The organism is Hahella sp. NS-SX17 (assembly GCF_057367735.1).
The window spans coordinates 1,918,485-1,938,624 of record NZ_CM170632.1; the positions used below are offsets into that span (position 1 = coordinate 1,918,485).

19 protein-coding genes are annotated in these 20,140 nt (G+C 52.9%); 10 read left to right on the forward strand and 9 right to left on the reverse strand.

Annotation, left to right across the window (positions count from 1 at the left end):
• Window positions 1-224: 224 nt before the first annotated feature.
• Window positions 225-683, forward strand: coding sequence for a response regulator (locus tag AC2IBB_RS08700; RefSeq protein WP_486332490.1), 459 nt, complete (start codon window positions 225-227; stop codon window positions 681-683).
• A 98-nt stretch (window positions 684-781) separates the two neighbouring features.
• On the opposite strand, the gene AC2IBB_RS08705 is transcribed toward AC2IBB_RS08700, so the two are convergent.
• The 3 genes from AC2IBB_RS08705 to AC2IBB_RS08715 all read right to left on the reverse strand — a co-directional run bounded on the left by AC2IBB_RS08705 (window position 782) and on the right by AC2IBB_RS08715 (window position 4,092).
• Window positions 782-2,062, reverse strand: a complete 1,281-nt coding sequence (locus AC2IBB_RS08705; RefSeq protein WP_486332491.1) for a right-handed parallel beta-helix repeat-containing protein — start codon at window positions 2,060-2,062, stop codon at window positions 782-784.
• A 184-nt stretch (window positions 2,063-2,246) separates the two neighbouring features.
• Complete coding sequence (locus AC2IBB_RS08710; protein ID WP_486332492.1) at window positions 2,247-3,485, reverse strand: right-handed parallel beta-helix repeat-containing protein; 1,239 nt, start codon at window positions 3,483-3,485, stop codon at window positions 2,247-2,249.
• Window positions 3,486-3,609: 124 nt separating this feature from the next.
• On the reverse strand, window positions 3,610-4,092 hold the full coding sequence (locus AC2IBB_RS08715; protein WP_486332493.1) for a helix-turn-helix domain-containing protein: 483 nt from the start codon (window positions 4,090-4,092) through the stop codon (window positions 3,610-3,612).
• 225 nt (window positions 4,093-4,317) lie between these two features.
• On the opposite strand from AC2IBB_RS08715, the gene AC2IBB_RS08720 reads away from it, so the two are divergent.
• Together AC2IBB_RS08720 and AC2IBB_RS08725 are read left to right on the forward strand one after the other, a co-directional pair.
• Window positions 4,318-5,133, forward strand: coding sequence for an SGNH/GDSL hydrolase family protein (locus AC2IBB_RS08720; RefSeq protein WP_486332494.1), 816 nt, complete (start codon window positions 4,318-4,320; stop codon window positions 5,131-5,133).
• A 190-nt stretch (window positions 5,134-5,323) separates the two neighbouring features.
• Window positions 5,324-6,367 carry a hypothetical protein gene (locus tag AC2IBB_RS08725; protein ID WP_486332495.1) on the forward strand — a complete coding sequence of 348 codons (1,044 nt, stop codon included), beginning with the start codon at window positions 5,324-5,326 and terminating at the stop codon, window positions 6,365-6,367.
• Window positions 6,368-6,381: 14 nt separating this feature from the next.
• Here the strand turns inward: AC2IBB_RS08725 and AC2IBB_RS08730 are convergent, their stop codons facing one another.
• Window positions 6,382-7,503: a DUF4124 domain-containing protein gene (locus AC2IBB_RS08730; RefSeq protein WP_486332496.1), complete on the reverse strand. Its 1,122-nt coding sequence runs from the start codon at window positions 7,501-7,503 to the stop codon at window positions 6,382-6,384.
• A gap of 206 nt (window positions 7,504-7,709) precedes the next feature.
• Here AC2IBB_RS08730 and AC2IBB_RS08735 point away from each other — a divergent pair, with 206 nt between their 5' ends.
• The 3 genes from AC2IBB_RS08735 to AC2IBB_RS08745 all read left to right on the forward strand — a co-directional run bounded on the left by AC2IBB_RS08735 (window position 7,710) and on the right by AC2IBB_RS08745 (window position 9,988).
• A complete protein-coding gene (locus AC2IBB_RS08735; protein ID WP_486332497.1) occupies window positions 7,710-8,147 on the forward strand; it encodes a DUF1801 domain-containing protein in 438 nt (145 codons plus the stop codon).
• A gap of 31 nt (window positions 8,148-8,178) precedes the next feature.
• Entirely contained in the window at window positions 8,179-9,021 is an 843-nt protein-coding gene (locus AC2IBB_RS08740) for a metallophosphoesterase (protein ID WP_486332498.1), read from the forward strand.
• A 118-nt stretch (window positions 9,022-9,139) separates the two neighbouring features.
• Window positions 9,140-9,988, forward strand: coding sequence for a hypothetical protein (locus AC2IBB_RS08745; protein ID WP_486332499.1), 849 nt, complete (start codon window positions 9,140-9,142; stop codon window positions 9,986-9,988).
• A 7-nt stretch (window positions 9,989-9,995) separates the two neighbouring features.
• On the opposite strand, the gene AC2IBB_RS08750 is transcribed toward AC2IBB_RS08745, so the two are convergent.
• Both AC2IBB_RS08750 and AC2IBB_RS08755 read right to left on the reverse strand, forming a co-directional pair.
• Window positions 9,996-10,682, reverse strand: coding sequence for a metal-dependent hydrolase (locus tag AC2IBB_RS08750; protein ID WP_486332500.1), 687 nt, complete (start codon window positions 10,680-10,682; stop codon window positions 9,996-9,998).
• 155 nt (window positions 10,683-10,837) lie between these two features.
• Complete coding sequence (locus AC2IBB_RS08755) at window positions 10,838-12,901, reverse strand: VIT and vWA domain-containing protein (RefSeq protein WP_486332501.1); 2,064 nt, start codon at window positions 12,899-12,901, stop codon at window positions 10,838-10,840.
• 176 nt (window positions 12,902-13,077) lie between these two features.
• On the opposite strand from AC2IBB_RS08755, the gene AC2IBB_RS08760 reads away from it, so the two are divergent.
• Together AC2IBB_RS08760 and AC2IBB_RS08765 are read left to right on the forward strand one after the other, a co-directional pair.
• Window positions 13,078-14,061: a phosphatase domain-containing protein gene (locus AC2IBB_RS08760; RefSeq protein ID WP_486332502.1), complete on the forward strand. Its 984-nt coding sequence runs from the start codon at window positions 13,078-13,080 to the stop codon at window positions 14,059-14,061.
• 68 nt (window positions 14,062-14,129) lie between these two features.
• Window positions 14,130-14,669, forward strand: coding sequence for a DUF2058 domain-containing protein (locus AC2IBB_RS08765; RefSeq protein ID WP_486332503.1), 540 nt, complete (start codon window positions 14,130-14,132; stop codon window positions 14,667-14,669).
• A gap of 12 nt (window positions 14,670-14,681) precedes the next feature.
• On the opposite strand, the gene AC2IBB_RS08770 is transcribed toward AC2IBB_RS08765, so the two are convergent.
• Window positions 14,682-15,392: a cyclase family protein gene (locus AC2IBB_RS08770; protein WP_486332504.1), complete on the reverse strand. Its 711-nt coding sequence runs from the start codon at window positions 15,390-15,392 to the stop codon at window positions 14,682-14,684.
• A 269-nt stretch (window positions 15,393-15,661) separates the two neighbouring features.
• Between AC2IBB_RS08770 and AC2IBB_RS08775 the strand changes: the two genes are divergently transcribed.
• Together AC2IBB_RS08775 and AC2IBB_RS08780 are read left to right on the forward strand one after the other, a co-directional pair.
• On the forward strand, window positions 15,662-16,351 hold the full coding sequence (locus tag AC2IBB_RS08775; RefSeq protein ID WP_486332505.1) for a class I SAM-dependent methyltransferase: 690 nt from the start codon (window positions 15,662-15,664) through the stop codon (window positions 16,349-16,351).
• 5 nt (window positions 16,352-16,356) lie between these two features.
• Complete coding sequence (locus tag AC2IBB_RS08780; RefSeq protein WP_486332506.1) at window positions 16,357-18,876, forward strand: DNA polymerase II; 2,520 nt, start codon at window positions 16,357-16,359, stop codon at window positions 18,874-18,876.
• Between the two features lie 9 nt (window positions 18,877-18,885).
• Here the strand turns inward: AC2IBB_RS08780 and AC2IBB_RS08785 are convergent, their stop codons facing one another.
• The gene (locus tag AC2IBB_RS08785) at window positions 18,886-19,422 is read right to left on the reverse strand and encodes an XAC2610-related protein (protein ID WP_486332507.1); all 537 of its coding nucleotides are present in this window, start codon (window positions 19,420-19,422) and stop codon (window positions 18,886-18,888) included.
• 171 nt (window positions 19,423-19,593) lie between these two features.
• On the reverse strand, window positions 19,594-20,133 hold the full coding sequence (locus AC2IBB_RS08790) for an XAC2610-related protein (RefSeq protein WP_486332508.1): 540 nt from the start codon (window positions 20,131-20,133) through the stop codon (window positions 19,594-19,596).
• Window positions 20,134-20,140: the final 7 nt, after the last annotated feature.

The window sequence follows — 20,140 nt, forward strand, 5'->3', positions numbered from 1 at the left end:
TTTTTATTTCTGGCGTCGGCTCGGTGTAGAGACTCTGATTTAAACTATGCTTAATATGATTTATCGCCAGGATGGTGGCTCGTCTGGCGGGCTTTGATCAATTTCGTTTGTGCGTAATCTCATCTCCGCTCGCTATGATGCGGCCCTCCTGGCCCCAACTCCTTATTTTCGGCGCTTGATTTCTCGCCGGGAGAAAGCAGGACGTACTGAAGGAGCAAAAGCGAGTGTCTTACGGAGATTATCGTGTACTGGAAAGCAGCACTTCTCATAACCGCAGGGTTCTGGTCATTGAAGACGATCAGGACACGGTGGATTTGATGCGTCGGGTTTTAGAGCGTAGGGAAGTGAGATGCCAATGCGAATTTGTGGACAATGGCGCCAAGGCGATGTTCAAGGTCCAGAATGCTCATTTCGACCTGATTCTGGTGGATCTGGGGTTGCCAATCGCCAGCGGCTATGAAGTCATGCAGGCGATCCGTAAATCGGATCATAATCGTTTTACGCCCATTGTCGTTCTGACGGAATCCACCCATGAACGTACAGCGATTGAGTGTTATAAATCGGGCGCATCCAGCTTGATCAGCAAAAGAATGGAATATGGAATACAGGACTTTTATGACACCATTTACTCGATCTTCTATTACTGGTTATCGAAAAATGAGTTTCCCAAGACGGAGTATTAGCGATGTTTGTGGCAGGACTGAAGAAGAGAGAAGCGGCCAGGGCAGTTTGTAGCTGCCCTGGCGATGCATTAATCACATGTGAGAGGAATTAGTTCGCCTCACTGACATTGATTATTCAGGACTGTACCTTGCCCTTCAAACTGGAAGTTGGGGCCGCCATTGCTCTCGTTGTCGCAAAAGTTATTATTTCGCACATTCATCCCTGTATTTTGACTCTCTACACGTACGCCGCCGTTGCCGTAGACTTTCGGTTCACCCCAGGTTCCACTGGAGCCCCAGCCGTTGCCGTGCACTTCGTTTGTAGCCTTGCTTCCTGAAGAAATGGTGGTATTGTCGCCATTCTCCACATAAATGCCCCACCATCTACACCCTTCGATTTTATTGGCCTCTATATCCACATTTTGTCCTTCCTCAATGTATATACCCATGCGATCGCAATCGTAGATTTTATTCCCTTTAATCTTAACGTTAGGCGAACCTTTCTGGACATGTATGCCGTAAAGAGTGTTACGGATAGTGTTGTCTTGAATGATATTTCCGCTGCCAGAGGGTCCGTGTCTGAATTCGCCAACGCCAATTCCTCGACCTAACGTCTTGTCGTTGGGGTCGCCCACGATTGTATTATTTATGACAAGGTTGTCGTACTCGCCTGACCCATGTAGATCAATGGCGTCTTGTTTTGTGTCTTTGAAGTAATTGTTGTTTACAGTGATACCGTGGCTGGGGCGGTTTATTTTTTTGTCCCCTTGAATCACTACGCCGTGACGAATATCGGGGCCATAGAAGTAGCTGTTATCCACTCTGCCTCGATTACACCCGCTTGTATAGACCACGCCATAGCCATGTCCTCCATCGATCGTATTCGTTGCATCCTGAAACCGGGAGTTGGCGACTCTGCCGTTGACGGTGTTATAAAAATAAACGGCATGCTCTTCAAATCGGTGAAAACTGCTTTCATTAACGCTGACGTTTTCAGAATCTATGATGGAAATCAGCTTATTGACTCCCTCTGGATGGACGGTTTTCAGTCTCAGCCCGGATATGGTGACCGAAAACAGGTACCTGCCTTTAATTAAGGTTTTATGTTCGTCGTCATTGTCCTTACTGGTGTATACCGCAGTAATCGTCGATTTGGCGTACCCCGCGCCTTTCAAGTTAACACGACTCTTCAGTATGATTTCCTCGCGGGTGTGAAAGGTTCCTTCAGGGATGATGACCGTATCGCCATCACGAGCGGCGTTAATGGCGGCGTTGATGGCGATGGAGTCATCGTCGCTGTGATCGTCTGGTGTGGCGCCGTAGTCGACGATGTTCAAATTGGTGGCGAAACAGGCGCTGGAGAGCGCGCACCCAAACAGGGCTCCTAGTGCTGATTTCATAAAATATCCTTTGTTTCTGATGTTTAGGGTGGTTAGTGCGTCTGACTCCGCAGAGCGGAAGCGCAATTTGGAAGCCTGGGGTTTGACGCCAAGCATATGTCGGTCCAAGTTGACGCGAGTTCAGCCTGCCTGACCTTGGTGGGGCGGCAGGCTGTAGTCCCGCAATTTCAAGGACCCAACGAAGTTATTGGCAAAGGTTGTTTTTAACCGTGCCCTGGCCTGCGAATGAAAGGTTTACGCCGCCTTTGCTTTCGTTATTGCAGAAATCGTTGTCCTGAATATCCAGACCTGAATTGTCTGCATCAACGCGCACGCCCCCAAAGCTTGAGCCGCCCAGTCCGTTGTTATGGATCTGGTTGCCTGTCTCCGCTTTACGAATGACGGTGTTGTCGCCTTTTTCTACGTAAATGCCCCATTTTTCACAGCCCTCGACTTTATTGTCGCGAATATCCGCATCGGGACCATTCTGGATGTAAATACCGTAGCGCTTGCAGTCGTAAATTTCGTTGTATCGGATGGTGACGTTGGGGGAACCGGTCAGTACATGAATGCCGTAACGGGTATCGCGGATAACGTTGTATTTGATGACGTTGCCGCTTCCTGAGGGACCGTGAACGTCTTCGCCGACGCCAATTCCGCGTCCAATAGTGTCACTGTCCGGGTCGCCCTGGATGGTGTTGTACATGACATAGTTGCCGTACTCGCCGTAACCATGCAGGTCGATGGCGTCTTGAGCGGTATGCACAAAGCGGTTGTCTCTGATCACGACGCCGTGGCTGGGACCGTTGGCGTCTCCGCCTTGCACGACGACGCCATGACGGATATCAGGGCCATTAAAGTCGCTGTTTTCTACTCTGCCGCCTTCACATCCATCGGTGTAAACCACGCCATAGCCATAACCGCCAGTATTAATTTCGGTGGCTTCCTGAAACTTGGAGTTCAGCACTTTTCCATTCACGGTGTTGCTGAAGTAAACGCCATGACGTTTAAATCGGTGAAAGCTGGCGTCATCGATAGTGACGTCGGAAGAGTTCTTGATATAGACCAACGCTTTAACGCCGCCGCTCAAGTTGGTTTTAAGCCGCAGGCCGGAAATGGTTACTTTAGTGACGTTCTTACCTTTAAGGACGATATCTTCTGGATCATCCCCCTCAAATAACGCTGCAATGCCTGACTTGGCGTAGCCTTCTCCTTTCAGGCTGACGTTACTTTTCAGGTTGATCGTTTCGCGAATATGGAACGTCCCTTCAGGAATGATGACGACGTCGCCATCACGAGCGGCGTTAATGGCGGCGTTGATGGCGATGGCGTCGTCATCGTTATAGTCATCCGGCGTAGCGCCGTAGTCGACGATGTTCAAATTGGTGGCGAAACAGGCTCCAGAGAGCGCGCACCCAAACAGGGCTCCTAGTGCGGACTTCATAAAATATCCTTTTGTTTCTAATGCTTAGGGTAGTAAGCAGTGTGCAGGCTCCGCAGCAGAGGGGCAATATGGGGTTTACCCTAAGGATGAAAGTTAGGAAAAAGTTGCTTCGCTCTGCGGGATATCAGTTCGCCCTGTTTTTGTGATTATTGATCAGGCTGCGGTCGCCTAACGTCAGCACGTCGATTAATTCCGCCAACTTTCGAGTGGCTTCGGGAGTGCGCTCCAGCAACATCTTCACCACGTACTTGAAGTGAATGTCCTCTTCCCAGCGGCTATAAAGGGTGTCCAGCGCATGTTGACTATTACGGGACTTGCGAGGCCCGTTAACGCCAGTGAGCAGGTAGTAAGGTTCCTGCTCGAAGTAGTGACACAAGGCGAGCAGCTCCGGATAGTCCGGCATCTCCGTGCGATTGTTCAATTCCCACTTGGCGTATCGGCTGCGGCAAAGCGGGTGGGGGCGGTGCTGTATTAAGGGCAGAAGCTCATTGACGCCGTCCACTACCTTTTGCTGGGTATAGCCGAAATGACTGCGCAGCTCTTTCAGGCGCAGGGCAAAGTCGCTTTTTCGAAATTGGCGGGGTTGGTGGAAAAATTCCGCATTCATGTTACGACCGCTTGGCTTTTGAAATGTTCTGAAAACAAACATTATTCAGCATATATGCTTTGTAACGTTCCGCCACGTAACAATCGAGCATTTTTCAATGCGCCTGGAGTTGTTATAAATGCGTTACATCCTGATAGCGAACTGTCGCCAAGTTTGTTCAGGCGGCAGGTGTCCCGGATGGCTAGAGGGGTAGATACTGGTTAAACCACATGGAGATTAAGAATAGTGAACGCATTACAACTGATTGTGAGACTACTGCTCGCCACAGGAATTTTTCTGACCACTTCCGTCGCAGCGATCGATAAGCCCGTGTTGCTGATAGGCGCTTCCTACGCCAGTGGCGATACGCCTCTTAACTCCGACCTGCAGGGACCATTGTCGGGGATATCAGTTGGTTCAGGAGATTATGTCGACCTGGGGACGGCGTTGACGCGGTTTGGAATAAATGTCAAAAGCGAGGCGCAAGCAGGCGCTACGACCTTTAGTCGCATCAGTTGTAACCCGGTCTGTGGTTCCGCCCGGTGGGATAGCTACTCAACTCAGTTGCAAAAGGCGTTATTGCGGGTGGCGCAGTACGATCAGACAGGCTTGACCGGATACAACGCCGATTACGTGATCATCAGCATCAGCAATGATTGCCTGCACTCCGACTCATTCGGTATTGATCAATCTCAAACAGTTTTGTGCGGCGGCGCCCAAATGAATGCAGCGGTGGATCGCCTGATCGCTATTGGCCGGCAGGTGCTGGATCTTGGGTTAACTCCAGTGTATCCCCTGTACCCCAACGCTGATGACTTGGATCTGTCTTTGTTCGCAAGCCTGTCAGGATTGACTTGGGCGATGAGTAATGATGATTTCAGCTATTTCGGGCGCCTGTTCGCGCATAGAATTCATGATGAGCTTGAGGGTGCTTTATTGGTGAACCCCTGGCGTACATTCGAGCATCGCGGCGACGGCATTCATCCCAACGAAGACACCGTCATGAAAGCTGCGCGCAGAATTATGCGGGCAATTCAAGAGCATGAGGTGTCTCGGCGCTGATCCTGGCGGTCTATAGTTAAGGCTGCGGGAGTGTCTTGCAGCCTTAAATGCATCGTCGCCAGTCACCCGGGAAGAGGTGGATATCGATTAGTCTGGTCGTCTCGGTAAGTGATACTTATCTCCCGAATATGGCTCTGAGTAGCTATCAAAGTTAGGCTTTCAGATACCTTTTCCTTCCTGGAGACATACCGTGACGGCGATCTTTCATTTATATATCCTGCCCTGCCTGAAAATCCTTCTTGTTTTGGCTTTAGCCGTCATATTGTTTCTCGCCTGTCGTAACGGGCTCCGTCGCAGGTCGGATTATCCGTTGGACTGGTTCAGCTCCATCGCCGTACATCTGATTCTGGCCATTGGCGTCGCATCCGCCGTTGGCGCTTCCATTCTGATACCTCGTAGCGTCTCCGGCATGGAAGGACTGGGCGTTTTCTATTTATGCGTGCTGGTCCTGTCTCCGGCTATTCTGGCTATGTTTGTCTGGGGGCTTTCCGCCATATACCGAGTTTCGATAGCGCATATCGCTCTGCTGTTATTTCGTATAGTGATTGTGATCGCGGTCCCCGTGTGGTTGGCGGAGGGCACATCCGGTATTTTTATCCAGGGAAAATGGGATGCCAGGCGTAGTCTGACCGCTTCGCCAAAGGCGGCTGAAGGCGTTATTGAATTAGTGGGCAATGAAGTATGGCGCATGCCTGATGGTGAGGTGATCAGGCATGCTGTTTTACAAAAGCCCGCGGGAACGGAGGTGCTGCGCTTGAACCTGGAGTTGGATGGCAAGCGCTACGAAGATATTGAACACTTGGCGGTGACCTATTCATGCTGGCTGGATGACGAGCTGCATATAGTCATTCCAGCGGACTCGGAGGTCCCCATCGGTTACATCTGGAGTTCTGACCCCTACAGCAGCAATGAAAGCGTCATTCGCATCGACACGGATGCTCCACTGTCCAGAGACTACAGGCTGGACGAAGAGCCGGGCAGGCTGACGCTTCCTTTCCCGACGCCCTATAACATGCTTCGTTTCAGTCAGAGGGCTGGCGGAGCGGAGAATCCTGTTTGGATGCAGGCGACCTCAGCATTGGTCAATCCGCCTCGCTCCGCCGCCTGTCTGCATGGGGATATTGAGGTGGAGTCGCGATACCGGACTGTAGGCTTATTTATGACTAATAGCCGCCCCGGTAACGCCAGGGAGCGGTTTTGGCAATGGTCGCTTGGCGGGGGCGGCGCACAATAGCGACGAGCCTGAGATCAGAGCAATTTGGCCAGATGTCCCACATCGCCCATTGCTCTGGTGACGGCTCCGAGACTATCGACCTGGCTGCAGGGCGCATCGGCGAGGCCATTAAAAATATCAGCAATCACGCGACGACCTTCGCCGGAGCTGTTCAGATACGCCACCAATTTATGTGACGCCATATAGTTGCTTTCTGCACTGGCGTTATAAAAGTCCTGATGCTTTGTAGCGAGCAACTGGTTAATGGCGTTTTCGCTCAAATCAATGGGAAGCGTCTTGTAGGGCAGCCCGCCATGTTCCAGGTACTCCGCCATGCCTTCGTTGAGCCATGTAGGCATGGGGCCGACCAGACCCGCCAGAACAGCGTGAACCACTTCATGCTTGGCGATGGCGACGGTAGTTTCCAGATGGTCTTCGTTAACCATATAGATGGTGTTGGCCCCATGGGAGAAGAACGCGGCGGCGTTGAAACCAGGAAATACTTTTTTGCGCAGGGCTTCATACTCTGCGCGATTGCCGTAAAGCTCCAGGTTAAGAATGATCTGTCTGCGGCGTTCAGGCGCGAGATACGCTTCCAGTTGTGTATAAACCTGTTGGGCGGCGGCCCTGATTTTGTCTTCCACTAAGCCGTTGCGGGGCATGCCTTTGCTGGTCAGCTTGAAATCGAAATACTTCTTCTGTGAGGCGTAGCTTTCGCCCACGAATCGCGCGCTTTTGTTCTGGGCGCTATCAGAGAAATGGACGCGTCCATTGGCGTCAGTCCATTTGTAAATCTGTGGGGTTTCCACGTCCCGGATGTCGCGAGTGGCGGTTTTTCCGCACATGGTTTGAGGCAGAGCGCTGTGCGCCATTTGCCGCAAAGCGTTCATGACATTGGGAGCGGCGTCTTTTGATGAAGTAGGCGATGATGCTGGCGCGTCAGGCATGGGTGTCCTGTCCGTCAAAGATTCTGCCTCGGGCGGTTGCTGCGGTGTTTTACCCAGCAGGGCAAGTAAATTAGCTTCGTGCAGCCATGAGGGATCTTGCGGCAGATTCAGGGCGTTCAGATAGGTTCTGCGTTGATCCGGCGTAGAGATAAACCAGACTGCGGGAACCAGCGCGACAACCACCAATAATTGCAGTAACCATCTTTTCATCGTAAAAATTACGTCCTCGTAAAGTGCGCTGGAGAGCCAAAAGGCTGATTATAAACCGCCTGCGCAGCGCGCTTTAAAGGCTGTGTTGCAATAAATTGTTAACGATGTGTTGTCAGGGCGTTTCACGCACCCTGCGCTGAGACGCTGATTCCAACTTAAACGTGGCGAATTTTCTACACTCGCCGGTTCTGATTGAAGGAAGCCAAATGAACGACGCCCATGTTGAATTCGCCGATGCGCGCGTACAGGCGACATTCGCTGCCTACCCGGATGCAGTGAGAGCAAAGTTACTGTTCCTGCGTGATCTGATTTTTGACGTGGCGAGAAGCACTGAAGGCGTGGGCGAGCTGCAGGAAACATTGAAATGGGGACAGCCCAGCTATCTGACCGCAAAGACGAAAAGCGGCAGTACTCTCCGAATCGATTGCTTAAAGTCCCCGTCCTCTGGATATGCGATGTACTTTCACTGTCAGACCAACCTGGTGGAAACATTCCGACGCATCTACGGGGATGAGTTTCGTTTTGAGGGAAACCGCAGCATTCTGTTTGATGCGGCGGATGATATTTCTGTAGAAGAGTTGCGTCATTGTATCGCTATGACACTGACCTACCACTTGCGCAAAAAATCCAGTGTGGAAAGTTGAATAAACAAGAGGCGGTCGGGGGCCCCAATCAGTGAAAATATTGCGTCGTATTATGATAAGCCTGGGTGTGTTGAGCATCGTGCTCGGCGTCTGGGCGTTTTGGATCGAACCCGCGTCTTTGGTTGAGAATGAAGTTAGCATCGTCATTCATCCCTGGCCGCAATCCTGTGATGACTTGCAGGTTGCGGTGATGGCCGACCTGCATGTGGGATCGCCGCACAATGGCTTATCCCGGTTAAGGGAGCTGGTTGACGAAACCAATGCGTTGAGGCCGGACCTGGTGCTGCTGGCGGGAGATTTCGTTATCCAGGGCGTGATTGGCGGCGAGTTTGCGGAGCCGCATGATATCGCCGCTGAACTGGATCGGCTGCAAGCTGACTTGGGCGTATACGCCGTTATGGGCAACCATGACTGGTGGCATGGTCCGCAATTGATTCTCGACGCTTTTACGGGAACCCGTATCGAGTTTTTAGAAGACGCTTCCAAAGAGCTGACTCAGGGGGATTGCCAGTTCTGGTTAGCTGGAATCAGCGATTACTGGGAAGGCGCGCATGATGTCGGCAAAGCGCTTGCCGAGGTTCCCGCGGAGGCGCCTGTACTGGCGTTTACACACAATCCTGATGTGTTTTATGACATTCCCCGTCGCGTATCCCTGACTTTCGCTGGGCACACCCATGGCGGTCAGGTCAACCTGCCATTTATAGGGCGTCCCATTGTGCCTTCTCAATACGGCGAGCGCTTCGCCATTGGGCATATAGATGAGGACGGTCGCCAGATGTTTGTAACCCCGGGAGTCGGGACCAGTATTCTTCCTGTGCGTTTTCGGGTTCCTCCAGAAATTTCCCTGGTCACGTTAAAATCCGTGTCGCAATAGGGCTCCGCATAGAGCAGTTTGAACTGAAGCTATATCAAGTCCGAACTGGTCTACTATTTATAAAGCCGTTTGTGATTAGGTTGCAGATATCCGCCCCCATGCTGGGACAACCCGCGTTATGGCGATTCGTATCTTTTTGCTTTTTATATTTGTCACCCTATGCAGCCGATCAGAGGCGGCGGATTTCAAGCTGGGCTTGCTGCATGGCGACGCTGAAATTTTCAGCTACGAAATCAGTGTCATGCAGTTGGCGCTTAACTATGCGCCGGGCGAGCATACCCTGGAAGTGGTGTCTATGGGGGACGCCACTCAGGAACGCATCTTAAATCTACTGCACCGGCGCTCGGACATTCTCAATGTGTTCTTCACCGGATATAGCCGCACTCGGGAAGAGCGCTTCTTACAGGTCGATGTGCCCCTGACGAGAGGACTGTTGGGGCATCGGGTGTTCATGATCCGTGAAGATCATGCGGAAAAGTTCTCCCAAGTCAGCTCACTGGCGGATCTACAGACGCTGACGATAGGCTCGGGTGTGAACTGGCCGGATACGGACATATTGCGCTCCGCAGGCTTTACGGTGACTGAGTCCACTTACGCCAGTCTCTGGTTGATGTTAAAACGGGGGCGTTTTGACGGCTTTAATCGCGGCGTTCACGAGGCGGTTATTGAACTCGGTGAGCACGCGGGGGAAGGATTGATGATCGAGCCGCGCTTGATGGTCGCGTACAAGTTCGATTATTTCCTTTATTTGGGTAAAGACGATGTCGAGCGTTATCGCATCCTTACTCTGGGGCTGCGGCGAGCCTATGAGAACGGCGCTTTTATGAAGAATTTTAACTCCCATCCGGCTATCAAAGAGATGATCGCCGTTATCCATCCCGAACAGCGGCAGACCTTCTATGTCGATAATCCCTATTTAAGCGATAAGGTAAAAGCTATTGCAGACTCGTACTGGCATAAATTTTAAACGGGCTTCAAGTGCGTGACAGCCAGATATGATCCAGGGTGGCTAGCCTGACCACTTCAAGGTGCAGCTTGTGCGGCGGGGGCAGTTGTATGGCGCAATAGATGGCGATGGCGAGGAAGAGTCCGCTGGCCCACCAGTTATCGATGCTCACTGGCTTCAACGCGGTTCCAAATGAGCGCTTGAACTCCATATCCGCCAGATTAACCGCGTAACACTCGTCAAGAATAAGATGGACGATATAGCCGGCGAACACCATGGCGCCCAGCGCCCAGGCGAAGTCGACGCCTTGATCGATGAAGCGCCAGCATAAAAACGCGGAGCCCAGCCCAAAGCTGGCGGCGGCCAACAGTGAGTGGAAAGAGCCGCGATGCTCAGTGAGGTGAGCGAATACTTGCAGCACGCCGATACGAACGGTGATAAACGCCACAAGCATAGCGCCCCATAGCGGCAACAGAGGCAGGTCGGGGAACGTAAACAGTACGACAAAGGAAGCCATCACGCCCAGAGCGCTGAACAACCCTTTTAATATGGCGGTGGTGTCGGCGTCCAGGTCTGGCGCCAGGCCCGCCAGGGTTCCCGCTACCCACAGCGCCATGCCTTGCCCGGGGGTGAATAAACCGGTCAACAGCAGGGTAGAGGTCAGTACGCCGGATGCGGCGGCTCCGCCGAGCAGATGTGTATTAAAATTAGCCATTTAGCGTCGGTTTTCCTTATATGGGATATGGCGCGATTGGCCGGCCATGCTATACCAGCGCCGTTGAGCCGATCAAGCTGGGCAGTAGACATTTATGTCATTGTCTTAAAAAGAAAAAGAGACGGAAGGCTCCGTCTCTTTGCTGTTTCCCGAAGTTAGCGCTTACGAGGTCGGAAGCAACGTCCGGCGATGGCCAGTGCGCCCAGCAGCGCCAGCATGAATCCGTCGATGGCCCCGCCACCGCCGCCTCCGCCAAATGATGGACGGCTCTTGGTGTACATCGGCTGTTGCGAGTCCACCTGATGAGATTGTGCGGGCTGCTGCGCTCGTACTTCGCGGGCGGACTCTTCGCGTTGGATGCGATCTCCGATGCGGCGTTCCACCCCGTAATGTTCAAAGCGTCCCTCATCCAGCACCAGCATCGAGGTGTAGTCGGTCACCAGTCCGTACTCGACGGCTAAATCCGTGACTGCCTGTTTACGGTCTGCATCCTCGCCATAATCCTGCTGCTGATCCATCAGATCTTCGATCTGCGCGAAGGCCCAGAGACGCTCCAGTTCAGGGTGCAGGGTTCCGTCTTTGACTTCAAACTGGGTCTGATAGCGGATAGGCGATCCAGAGACTTTGCCTGTCAGCTCCACTTTCGCCTGCCCGGAACCGTAGTAATGACCGAACATCACCAATTGCTGGCCGCGGTAAACGCTGCCGATTTGTTTGGGGAAGACATCTGCGGTTTTGATGCCGGAAATCTTCAAGTTGGCGCCATGCAGGGCGGCGTGGTCGACTTTACTGGCGGCCAGCATGAGCTGACCGATAATGTCGTCGCTATTGCTGACGCTGATGGCGAAGCCGTTACTATGTTTGGTGATCGCTTCCAGCAGAGGACGGTTGGCGGAATTGCCCATAATGAACGTGAACAGACGAATATCCTTTTTCTCCAATAATTCAATAAACGCCTTTTGTTTGGTTTCGCCGACATTGGCTTCGCCATCGGTGACCAGCCAGATGGCGTTGGTGCGGTCCGCATCAAGTCCGGTGAGCGCGCCTTGAATGGCTGACATGAGGTTGGTGCCGCCGTTGGGACCTGCATTCTCAACGGCGCTGACTACCTGCTGCAGATTCCCCTGTGTCGCCTGCACCCATCCGTTGGTGATGTCAGTCGCGTTGTCATTGAACATGATGACGCGAACGCGATCATTGCTGTTGAACTTGGCGAACCCTTTACGCAGTCCTTCCAGCAAGGTAGAGAACTTGCCTGACATGGAGCCGGAGCGGTCCAGCACCAGCGTCCAGTCGCGCCCTTCGGTGATGGCCGGCAGATCGTCTCCGGGCGTCACGGTGAGCATGAAGGTCCCTTTGTCTTTGCCGGGTTCTTTATAGGTGATCAAGTCGACGGAGCCTGGCAGGTTTTGCTGTTGCCGCCAGTAGACCACGATGTCCTTATCCAGCCTGTAAGCGCTGGGAGCGGAAGCGGGCGCATTGGCGACGCCTTCCTGAGCGGCTGCCTGGCTTTGAGCGTCTGATTGCAGGGAAACTGTCCAGCGCTGCTCGTCCATTCGCGCGATCTGCGCTTGTGGATGCTCGGGTAAACGCAAGGCTTCCACGGGGTAGCCGCTGCGTAAATCAAGTTTGAAGCTGAAGCGTTCTTTCACTGTCTCGTTGGCGGTCCAGAAAGCCAGTTTTTCCTCATCCACGCCGCCTTCTTCCAGTGGATAAACGTAGCGGCCGATTCCGGTGTCCATATGCACTGGCTGCAAATACACCAAGCGTATTTTGGTTTCCTGTTGCGGTAAGACCTGGCTTAGGGAGATGTCGAATGTTTTATAGGCGTCTTGTTCGGTCAGACCTGCGTTGCGGCCTTCTGACTTTTCCTGCTCATAGATTTCCCGGGCCTGTTTTTTGGCGACGACTTCGCCATGAACCGGCGCGCCGTTGATCCAATAAGTGAACTGGGAGACCGCGGCCTTTTCCGGTACTGGAAATGAGTAGATAGCTTCCAGAGGCTGGGCGTTGGGATTATAGAAAACCTGATCGACGGTGGTGATGGCGTATTCGCCTTCGATGGTGACATTGACGTCTTGGGAGCGTAAATCCAGGTCTGGTAAACTGCCGCCTTGGGGTTTGAGTAATCCCGCCGCTTGCGCTGCGTGAGGATTGGTTAGGGATAACATTAAGACGCAGGCGGAGAGAGAAGCTAGTCCGGCCTTTCCATTTAACATATGCAATCACCTTTGCTATTGGGAAGAACGCCGCCGAAGATAAAAATGATGAGTTGTTAGATTTTGGCGGCTGCCTGGTGGCATGCTCACTCAGGCGTTAAACGTATTGAACTTTTTTGCAGGGAGTATTGTTTGACAATACCTCCGGTGTGATATGTGAGGCTTTGGAGCTTTTTATGCGTTGGACTGTCGTTTTTTTGGGATGGCTATGTTTTTGTGGCTTCGCCAGCGCGGAGGAAGAGGATTCGCTGGCGGTGATCCTCTACGCTGGCTACGGCTCTGCAGGTAAGTTCACTCTGGAGGGGCGCGTCATTGAGCTGGACGAAGATACGGCGGGCGCATCTTCCGATGACGGAGGCGCGACCAATCTACGCCGCAATCTGGCGCAACTTTTTAATGCAGAGCAGGAAAATGTGGAAGTGCACGTTCAGCTTGACGTGCAGCATTGGCGAGTGAAGACGGACGAGGAAGGTTACTTTCGGCTGGATGGCGAACTGACGGATGCAAAACAATCGGGCTGGCTGACGGTGACTGCGCAAACGGAAAACGCCGAAGCTGTTGAAGGCGGGATCTACATGGCTCCTTCTGAAAATCGTTGGGGCGTGATCTCCGACTTGGACGACACCCTCATGATCAGTGAGGTGACGGCGAAGACGTCATTGCTGAAGAACACCTTTTTGAAGAATCCGCTTCAGCGTGAAGCGGTTCCAGGCGTCTCTGGATTTATCGGCAGTATTATCGCCGACAATGCGCAGCTGGAGGCGTCGCCGGTCTTCTATTTGTCCGCTTCGCCACGGCAGTTGTACGGTAATATTTCATTGTTTTTGGAGCATAACGGTTTTCCTCGCGGCGTGGTGGTCGCCAAGAAAGTGTCGAATGAGTCCGACAGCGAGCCCTGGCTGGATCAGGCGGCCTATAAAACCGCTCATATTGAAAGTCTGCTTCAGCGCTTTCCGTGGGTGAAATTCGTATTGCTTGGCGATGACGGCGAACGTGATCCGGAGATTTATCGGGATATTCAAGCGCGTTTTGCTGATAGGATCGGCGCAGTGTATATACGCAAAGTATCTCCTGATCCTGAACGCCTGGTATACGAGGGACAGCAGGATCTGGCGGCGGCGATCGCCAATTTAGAAGACGTACAGGCGGGCGCAAAATGAGCGCTGAAACCTTGGCGTGGGATTTGTTAAAATCCATTTCAGTTAACTAATGGTTTGGAACGCAAATAATGGCTAAGTCTCTTCAAGAGCAGCTCCTCAAGGCGGGGCTGGTTGATCAGAAAAAAGCGAAACAGATAAAGCAGGAAAAGCGCAAGCAGGCGAAACAGGCGCCGAAAGGTCATCAGGTCGAGGACGAGACCAAACTGCGCGCGCAGCAGGCGCGAGAGGAAAAAGCGCAACGGGATCGCGAGATGAACCGTCAGCGCCAGGAAGAGGCCGACCGCAAGGCGCTGAAGGCGCAGGTTAAGCAGTTGATCGAGATGAATCGCATCAACCGCAAAAAAGGCGAGGTGGGCTATCAGTTTGCCGACGAGGGCAAGGTCAAGAAAATCTACGTCACGCAAGAGCTGCAGGATGGTTTGGCTTCCGGTCGTTTCGCCATCGCCAGAATGGGGGACGCTTACGAAGTGATCAGCAGGAAAGTGGCGGAGAAAATCCGCGAGCGCGCTCCAGAGTTTGTTGTGGTGCTCAACGATAACAAAAACGCTGAGCCCGACGAAGATGATCCTTACGCCGCTTATCAGATTCCCGACGATCTGATGTGGTAACACCCCCGGCGCTCAGGGTATGAGCGCCAGAACAGAAACAGGCGATCCTGAGCCGCCCCGTAGTCGCAGCAGGCCGATCACCAATGTGACGCCTTTGGGCGGCAGGCGGTCCAGGTTGTTCAGACACTCCAGCACAATGCCGGATTGCGCCAGCGTCAGGCGATTGACCTGGTGCTCCACACTGGCCCCGGGATCGACGCCGTGGGTGTCTATCCCGAATCCGCCGACCTGTCTTTCTTCCAGCAAATACTTGGCTGTCTCCGCCGCCAGACCGGGAAAGCGCATGACGCCCTGCGCGTCCATATTGAACAAGCGCTCTGGCGTTTTCCAGTAATGCTGGTAGCCGGTATAGAACAGAACTACGCATCCGGCGGGTATGACGCCATGGTATTGCTCCCAGTGATGTAAATCCTGCATGGTGACGGCGTAGTCCGGTTGCTCCTGCGCCTGGGCGCTGACATCAATCACCACCGCCTCCGGCGTTAGTTGCTGAGGGGAGTATTCGTCGATAGTCATCCCATTCTCAAAAAAACTGGCGGGGGCATTCATGTGAGTGCCGCTGTGCTCGCCGATCTGGAAACTGCGCAGGAAGTAACCGTCTTTTGCGATGCTGGCCTCGTCGGTGAAATGAACCTTAGGGTCTCCCGGCCACAGGGGGATATTGACGTCAATGGGGTGGCTTAAATCGATGATATTGGAAAACTGCAGCGTTCGAAGGGGCATAGAGATTCTCGTCAAATATTTGATCCGCTAGTTATAAGTCAATCTGTCAGTCATAAATCAGCCTGTCATTTATAAATCAAGCTGTTAGTTATAAATCAATCAGTCTTATATAAAACAAATAGTAGCGGCGAAAACAGAGTTTCGGTGTTAGGATGCCCTAAAACTCAATTCAGACATGTTGTTTTGTCTTGCCGGGCGCGCCCGGGTTTTGTGGATGCCCGCGCAGGGAAAGGGATGAAACGACGGTCGGCCTCCAGGAGATGTTATAGATGGAAACAGTTTCCCGACCTGTAGACAGCAGAGTAAAGCTGTCGCAACGCTACTTTAACCCGCTGACATTGGCGGTCTATGACTTGGCGCTGTTTGGTTTCATCGATAAGTACGCCTGGGGCTGTCCAACTGAGCGGGTATTGCGCCATTATCGCGATCATCTCAGCGCCAATCATCTGGAAGTCGGCGTTGGCTCGGGTTACTTGCTGGATCATTCGACTTTCCCTTCTAAGGAACCAAGGCTGGCGTTGATGGATCTGAGTGAAAGCTGTCTCCAGAAAACCTCACGCCGACTCACCCGTTATCACCCACAATGCTATCGCCGCAATATTTTGCAACCTATCGAGATTGACGCGCCGGGTTTTGATTCCATCGCAGTGAACTATGTCATGCACTGTGTGCCCGGGCACTTCGAACGCAAAGGCGAGGCGTTCGGGCATTTGAGTCAATTGTTGAATGACGGCGGCGTCCTGTTCGGTTCCACGGTGCTGAGTGTTGGGGTAGAGAAAGATATGTTCACCCGACTCTGTATGAGCAGCCTTAACAAAGCTGGCGTTTTCTGCAACGTAGAGGATTGCGCAACGGCGCTTCATGACGTTTTACGACGGTATTTTAATCGCGTCGAAATGGAAATAGTCGGTTGTGTGGCGTTGTTCGCCTGTCGCGATCGCAAAACTGAGGCTGAATAATATCGATGTCCGCGCCGCTGAGAGGGTTTCTGCTGACCCGACAATGGGATGATCTCGTCCCTGAGCAGGACAAGGCGCGAGGCGGACTCACTAAATCATTGGCATTGCAATTCTGGATACTGACGGATCGCGGTCCGGTGCGACTGATCGTCAGTGACCAATATGCGGTGTGCTTTCTTGAGAGTTCGGCGATGCCCGTGGCGCGCCGCATTCTGACCAACTTGCTCGGCGACAGCAGCAGCGAGCGCCCTCCCTGGTATGAAAAAGAGCTTGAGCTGAAGGATTTTGGCGGCCAGCCGGTGCATGGGCTGTATCTGCGCGAGCAGCGCAATCTTTATCGCGTGCGTGACTTGCTGACGCAGGCGGGCCTCTCGCCAATGGAGGCGGATATTCATCCTACAGACCGTTTCCTGATGGAGCGCTTTGTGACCGGCTCGTTGGCGGTTCATGGCGAGGCGGTGGAAAAGGACGGGGTACTGGAGTTCCACAATCCACGTATCAAGCCGGCGCCCTATGCGCCTTATTTCAAGGTATTGTCACTGGATATTGAGACGTCCATGGATGGGGCGCAGTTATACTCCATCGGTTTGGTGGCGACTTCTTATGGCGCGGATGTCGGCGCAGGCGCCGTGCAGCGGCGCGTGTTTATGGTGGGAGAGCTGGCGGCGGATGGTCCGGATTATCTCATATACTGCGCAAATGAAACGCAGATGTTTCAGCACTTTATCGCTTGGTTTGACGATTTTGATCCAGACATTCTGATTGGCTGGAATGTCATCAATTTCGATCTGCGTTTCTTGCAAAAGAAAGCCGATGACCTGAACCTGTCCTTTCATCCGGGACGAGGCGGGACGCCCATGGACTGGCGCCAGTCGCGCAACGACGACCAGCATTTCACTTTATGCATTCCCGGCCGTGTGGTGCTGGATGGCATTGATACGCTCAAATCCGCCACCTACAACTTTGAAAGCTTTTCTCTGGAGTATGTCGCCCAGCATTTATTAGGGAGAGGCAAGCTGATTCATGATCCGGATAACCGGGGCGATGAGATCACGCATTTGTTTCTTCACGATAAGCCCAAGCTGGCCGCATACAACCTGGAAGATTGCCAATTGGTGTGGGAGGTGTTTCAACACGCCCTGCTGATCGAATTCGCCGTAGAGCGGGCGCAATTGACCGGGTTGGCGTTGGACCGTTTTGGCGGCTCGGTCGCCTCTTTTGATAACCGCTATTTGCCGCGTTTACATCGGGCAGGGTACGTGGCGCCGATGTTGCCGCAGAACCCGGTAGGCGTGGGCAGTCCCGGCGGTTATGTGATGGATTCTATCCCGGGGCTTTACCGCAACGTGTTGGTGCTGGATTTTAAAAGCCTGTATCCCAGTATCATCCGCACTTTCAAAATTGATCCGCTGGCGCGTATCAAGGGCATTGAAATTGAACGCGGGCAGGATGTGCTGCGTGAGGATCTGTGGGATCAGCAGGAAACGGTAAAAGCAGACCGCAAGCAACTGGTTCCTGGCTTTAACGGCGCGGTATTTTCCAAAGAACATAATATCCTGCCGGATATAATCGGTGAGCTGTGGGCGGCGCGGGATGAGGCGAAACGCCACAAAAATGCGGCGATGTCGCAGGCGATAAAAATTCTGATGAACTCATTCTATGGCGTGCTGGGCACGCCGGGATGCCGCTTCTTCGATCATCGTTTGCCCAGCTCCATCACATTACGCGGACACCGGATTCTGTACCGCACCAAGGAGCTTATTGAACAGCAGGGCCATCAGGTGATCTATGGCGATACCGACTCGGTATTCGTCTGGTTGAAAGAGCACAAGCGCAGCGCCGCCGAGGAAATAGATCGCGTCGGTAAGCACTTGGCGGCGACCTTGAATCAGTGGTGGCGGGAGCATCTGGCGCAGGAGTACGGTATAGAGAGTTTTCTCGAAATACAGTTTGAGACGCACTTTTTACGCTTTGTCATGCCGACTATTCGCGGCTCTGAGAAAGGCAGCAAGAAGCGATACGCTGGGTTGGCGGCCAGAGGAGAGAGTGAGCCTGAGATGGTGTTCAAAGGGTTGGAAACCGTGCGTACCGACTGGACACCTTTGGCGCGAACTTTTCAGAAAGAACTCTATCGCCGTGTTTTTCATAATGAGCCCTACGAAGACTACGTACGTGACCTGGTCCGCGATATCCGCGCGGGTGAGCGGGACGCCCAACTCTATTATCGAAAGCGTCTGCGTCGTCGGCTTGATGAATATCAGCGTAACGTGCCTCCACATGTGCAAGCGGCGCGTATGGCTGATCATATACGGGAAGAGCAGGGCCTGGCGCCCCGATATCAGCGCGGCGGCTGGATTGAGTATGTGATTACGGTGAATGGACCGGAGCCATTGGAATACCGACGCTCTGCGTTGGATTATGATCTGTATGTGGAGAGGCAGATTGAGCCGATCGCCGACGGTATCCTGCGATTCATGAATGCCTCCTTTCAGGACATCGCCGGCGGTCAGATTGGCCTTTTTTGATCCGTCATATCAGTCAATAGGGATCAGGTCGGTTCCGCGCCACTTCAATCGTTTTTGTTCGTACTCAGTGTCGCTGACCCTGACTTGCGCGCTGAGGGTTTGCGTTGCGGGATCAAGAGATAACTCCGGCAAGGCGCCCAGCCTCAAAAACTGCTTATCGCTTTGTGAATACAGCCAATAATCCAGAAAAACATTCTTTCCCCCTGCGGATGTGGTGATGGCCAGATCGGGGTATCCGTCGAAATTAATATCGTCAAAGGCGATATGACCGACATCGCCAGCGAAGAAAACCGGGTCCGGCGCGATATCCAGACGTTGCTCCTTATCGTTGACGGAGGTGATCACCGCTTGCAGCATAACCTGATCATCCGCCACAGGCGAAAGAACTGGTGCGGCCTTTACGTGCAGGGAGTCGGTCGCGAACTCACAGGTCGGGGCGCGTCCAACGCCGAACAGGCACTTGTCGCCGCTTTTCGACATGGATTGGAGCGGCGACACGCCGCATGAAGCAATGATGGGAAATAGAAGAAGCGCAGTGCATCGCATAAAAAGTCCTTCTCGTCGAGACAAGATTCAGACGCCATGAACGTCTGATTTCACATAGAGGAGTCGTACTCATATTCATGACTCCCCGTTTCCCGGGCGCATTTATGCTAAGCGCGAGACGCCGCAACGGCAATTCGTCTGTAAGGGCTAAGGCGTTTGGCGTTTAATCAACTATTCAACTACCACAAGTTCTAATCCGCGCCATTGGTAAGCTTTTCTATCGTATTGCGTGGCGTTGAGGCGGACTTCTGTGGCGAGCGTTTGCGTATCGGGATGGAGTTTGAATACAGGGTAGTTTCCAACCTTCACATAACGCTTCTGCTCCTCCGAGTAGACCCAGTAATCCAGATAAAGATTGGCGGCCCCTAAGCTGGTAGTGACGGCGATATCTGCATTGTTATCAAAGTTAATATCTTCGAACGATATATACCCTCTGTCTCCTGGCAATAGTAATGCATCCGGCGACACGGTCAGAGTTTGCCGGCGCTTGCCACGGGAGATGTTGATCGCAGAGATATGAAGCTCGTCGTCATCACTGAGATGGGTGGTCAGCGTTGCGGATATTTCATCGCCGCCGTCTTCAAAGTGACAGGTATCTATCTGCTCAGACTCAAATGCGCAAATCACTGGCGAGGCCTTCTTCTGCGGCTGACTTTGAGCCTGCGAGCAGGCGGCTAGAAAGATGGATAATAGTATGTACACTTGGCGCATAAGTTGA

Bases quoted from the DNA above. Each gene is read 5' to 3' on its own strand.
- AC2IBB_RS08705 (WP_486332491.1), bottom strand. From the start codon at position 2,062: ATGAAATCAGCACTAGGAGCCCTGTTTGGGTGCGCGCTCTCCAGCGCC.
- AC2IBB_RS08780 (WP_486332506.1), top strand. From the start codon at position 16,357: ATGTCCGCGCCGCTGAGAGGGTTTCTGCTGACCCGACAATGGGATGAT.
- AC2IBB_RS08710 (WP_486332492.1), bottom strand. From the start codon at position 3,485: ATGAAGTCCGCACTAGGAGCCCTGTTTGGGTGCGCGCTCTCTGGAGCC.
- AC2IBB_RS08735 (WP_486332497.1), top strand. From the start codon at position 7,710: ATGAACGACGCCCATGTTGAATTCGCCGATGCGCGCGTACAGGCGACA.
- AC2IBB_RS08745 (WP_486332499.1), top strand. From the start codon at position 9,140: ATGGCGATTCGTATCTTTTTGCTTTTTATATTTGTCACCCTATGCAGC.
- AC2IBB_RS08775 (WP_486332505.1), top strand. From the start codon at position 15,662: ATGGAAACAGTTTCCCGACCTGTAGACAGCAGAGTAAAGCTGTCGCAA.
- AC2IBB_RS08765 (WP_486332503.1), top strand. From the start codon at position 14,130: ATGGCTAAGTCTCTTCAAGAGCAGCTCCTCAAGGCGGGGCTGGTTGAT.
- AC2IBB_RS08760 (WP_486332502.1), top strand. From the start codon at position 13,078: ATGCGTTGGACTGTCGTTTTTTTGGGATGGCTATGTTTTTGTGGCTTC.
- AC2IBB_RS08790 (WP_486332508.1), bottom strand. From the start codon at position 20,133: ATGCGCCAAGTGTACATACTATTATCCATCTTTCTAGCCGCCTGCTCG.
- AC2IBB_RS08715 (WP_486332493.1), bottom strand. From the start codon at position 4,092: ATGAATGCGGAATTTTTCCACCAACCCCGCCAATTTCGAAAAAGCGAC.
- AC2IBB_RS08730 (WP_486332496.1), bottom strand. From the start codon at position 7,503: ATGAAAAGATGGTTACTGCAATTATTGGTGGTTGTCGCGCTGGTTCCC.
- AC2IBB_RS08750 (WP_486332500.1), bottom strand. From the start codon at position 10,682: ATGGCTAATTTTAATACACATCTGCTCGGCGGAGCCGCCGCATCCGGC.
- AC2IBB_RS08755 (WP_486332501.1), bottom strand. From the start codon at position 12,901: ATGTTAAATGGAAAGGCCGGACTAGCTTCTCTCTCCGCCTGCGTCTTA.
- AC2IBB_RS08785 (WP_486332507.1), bottom strand. From the start codon at position 19,422: ATGCGATGCACTGCGCTTCTTCTATTTCCCATCATTGCTTCATGCGGC.
- AC2IBB_RS08770 (WP_486332504.1), bottom strand. From the start codon at position 15,392: ATGCCCCTTCGAACGCTGCAGTTTTCCAATATCATCGATTTAAGCCAC.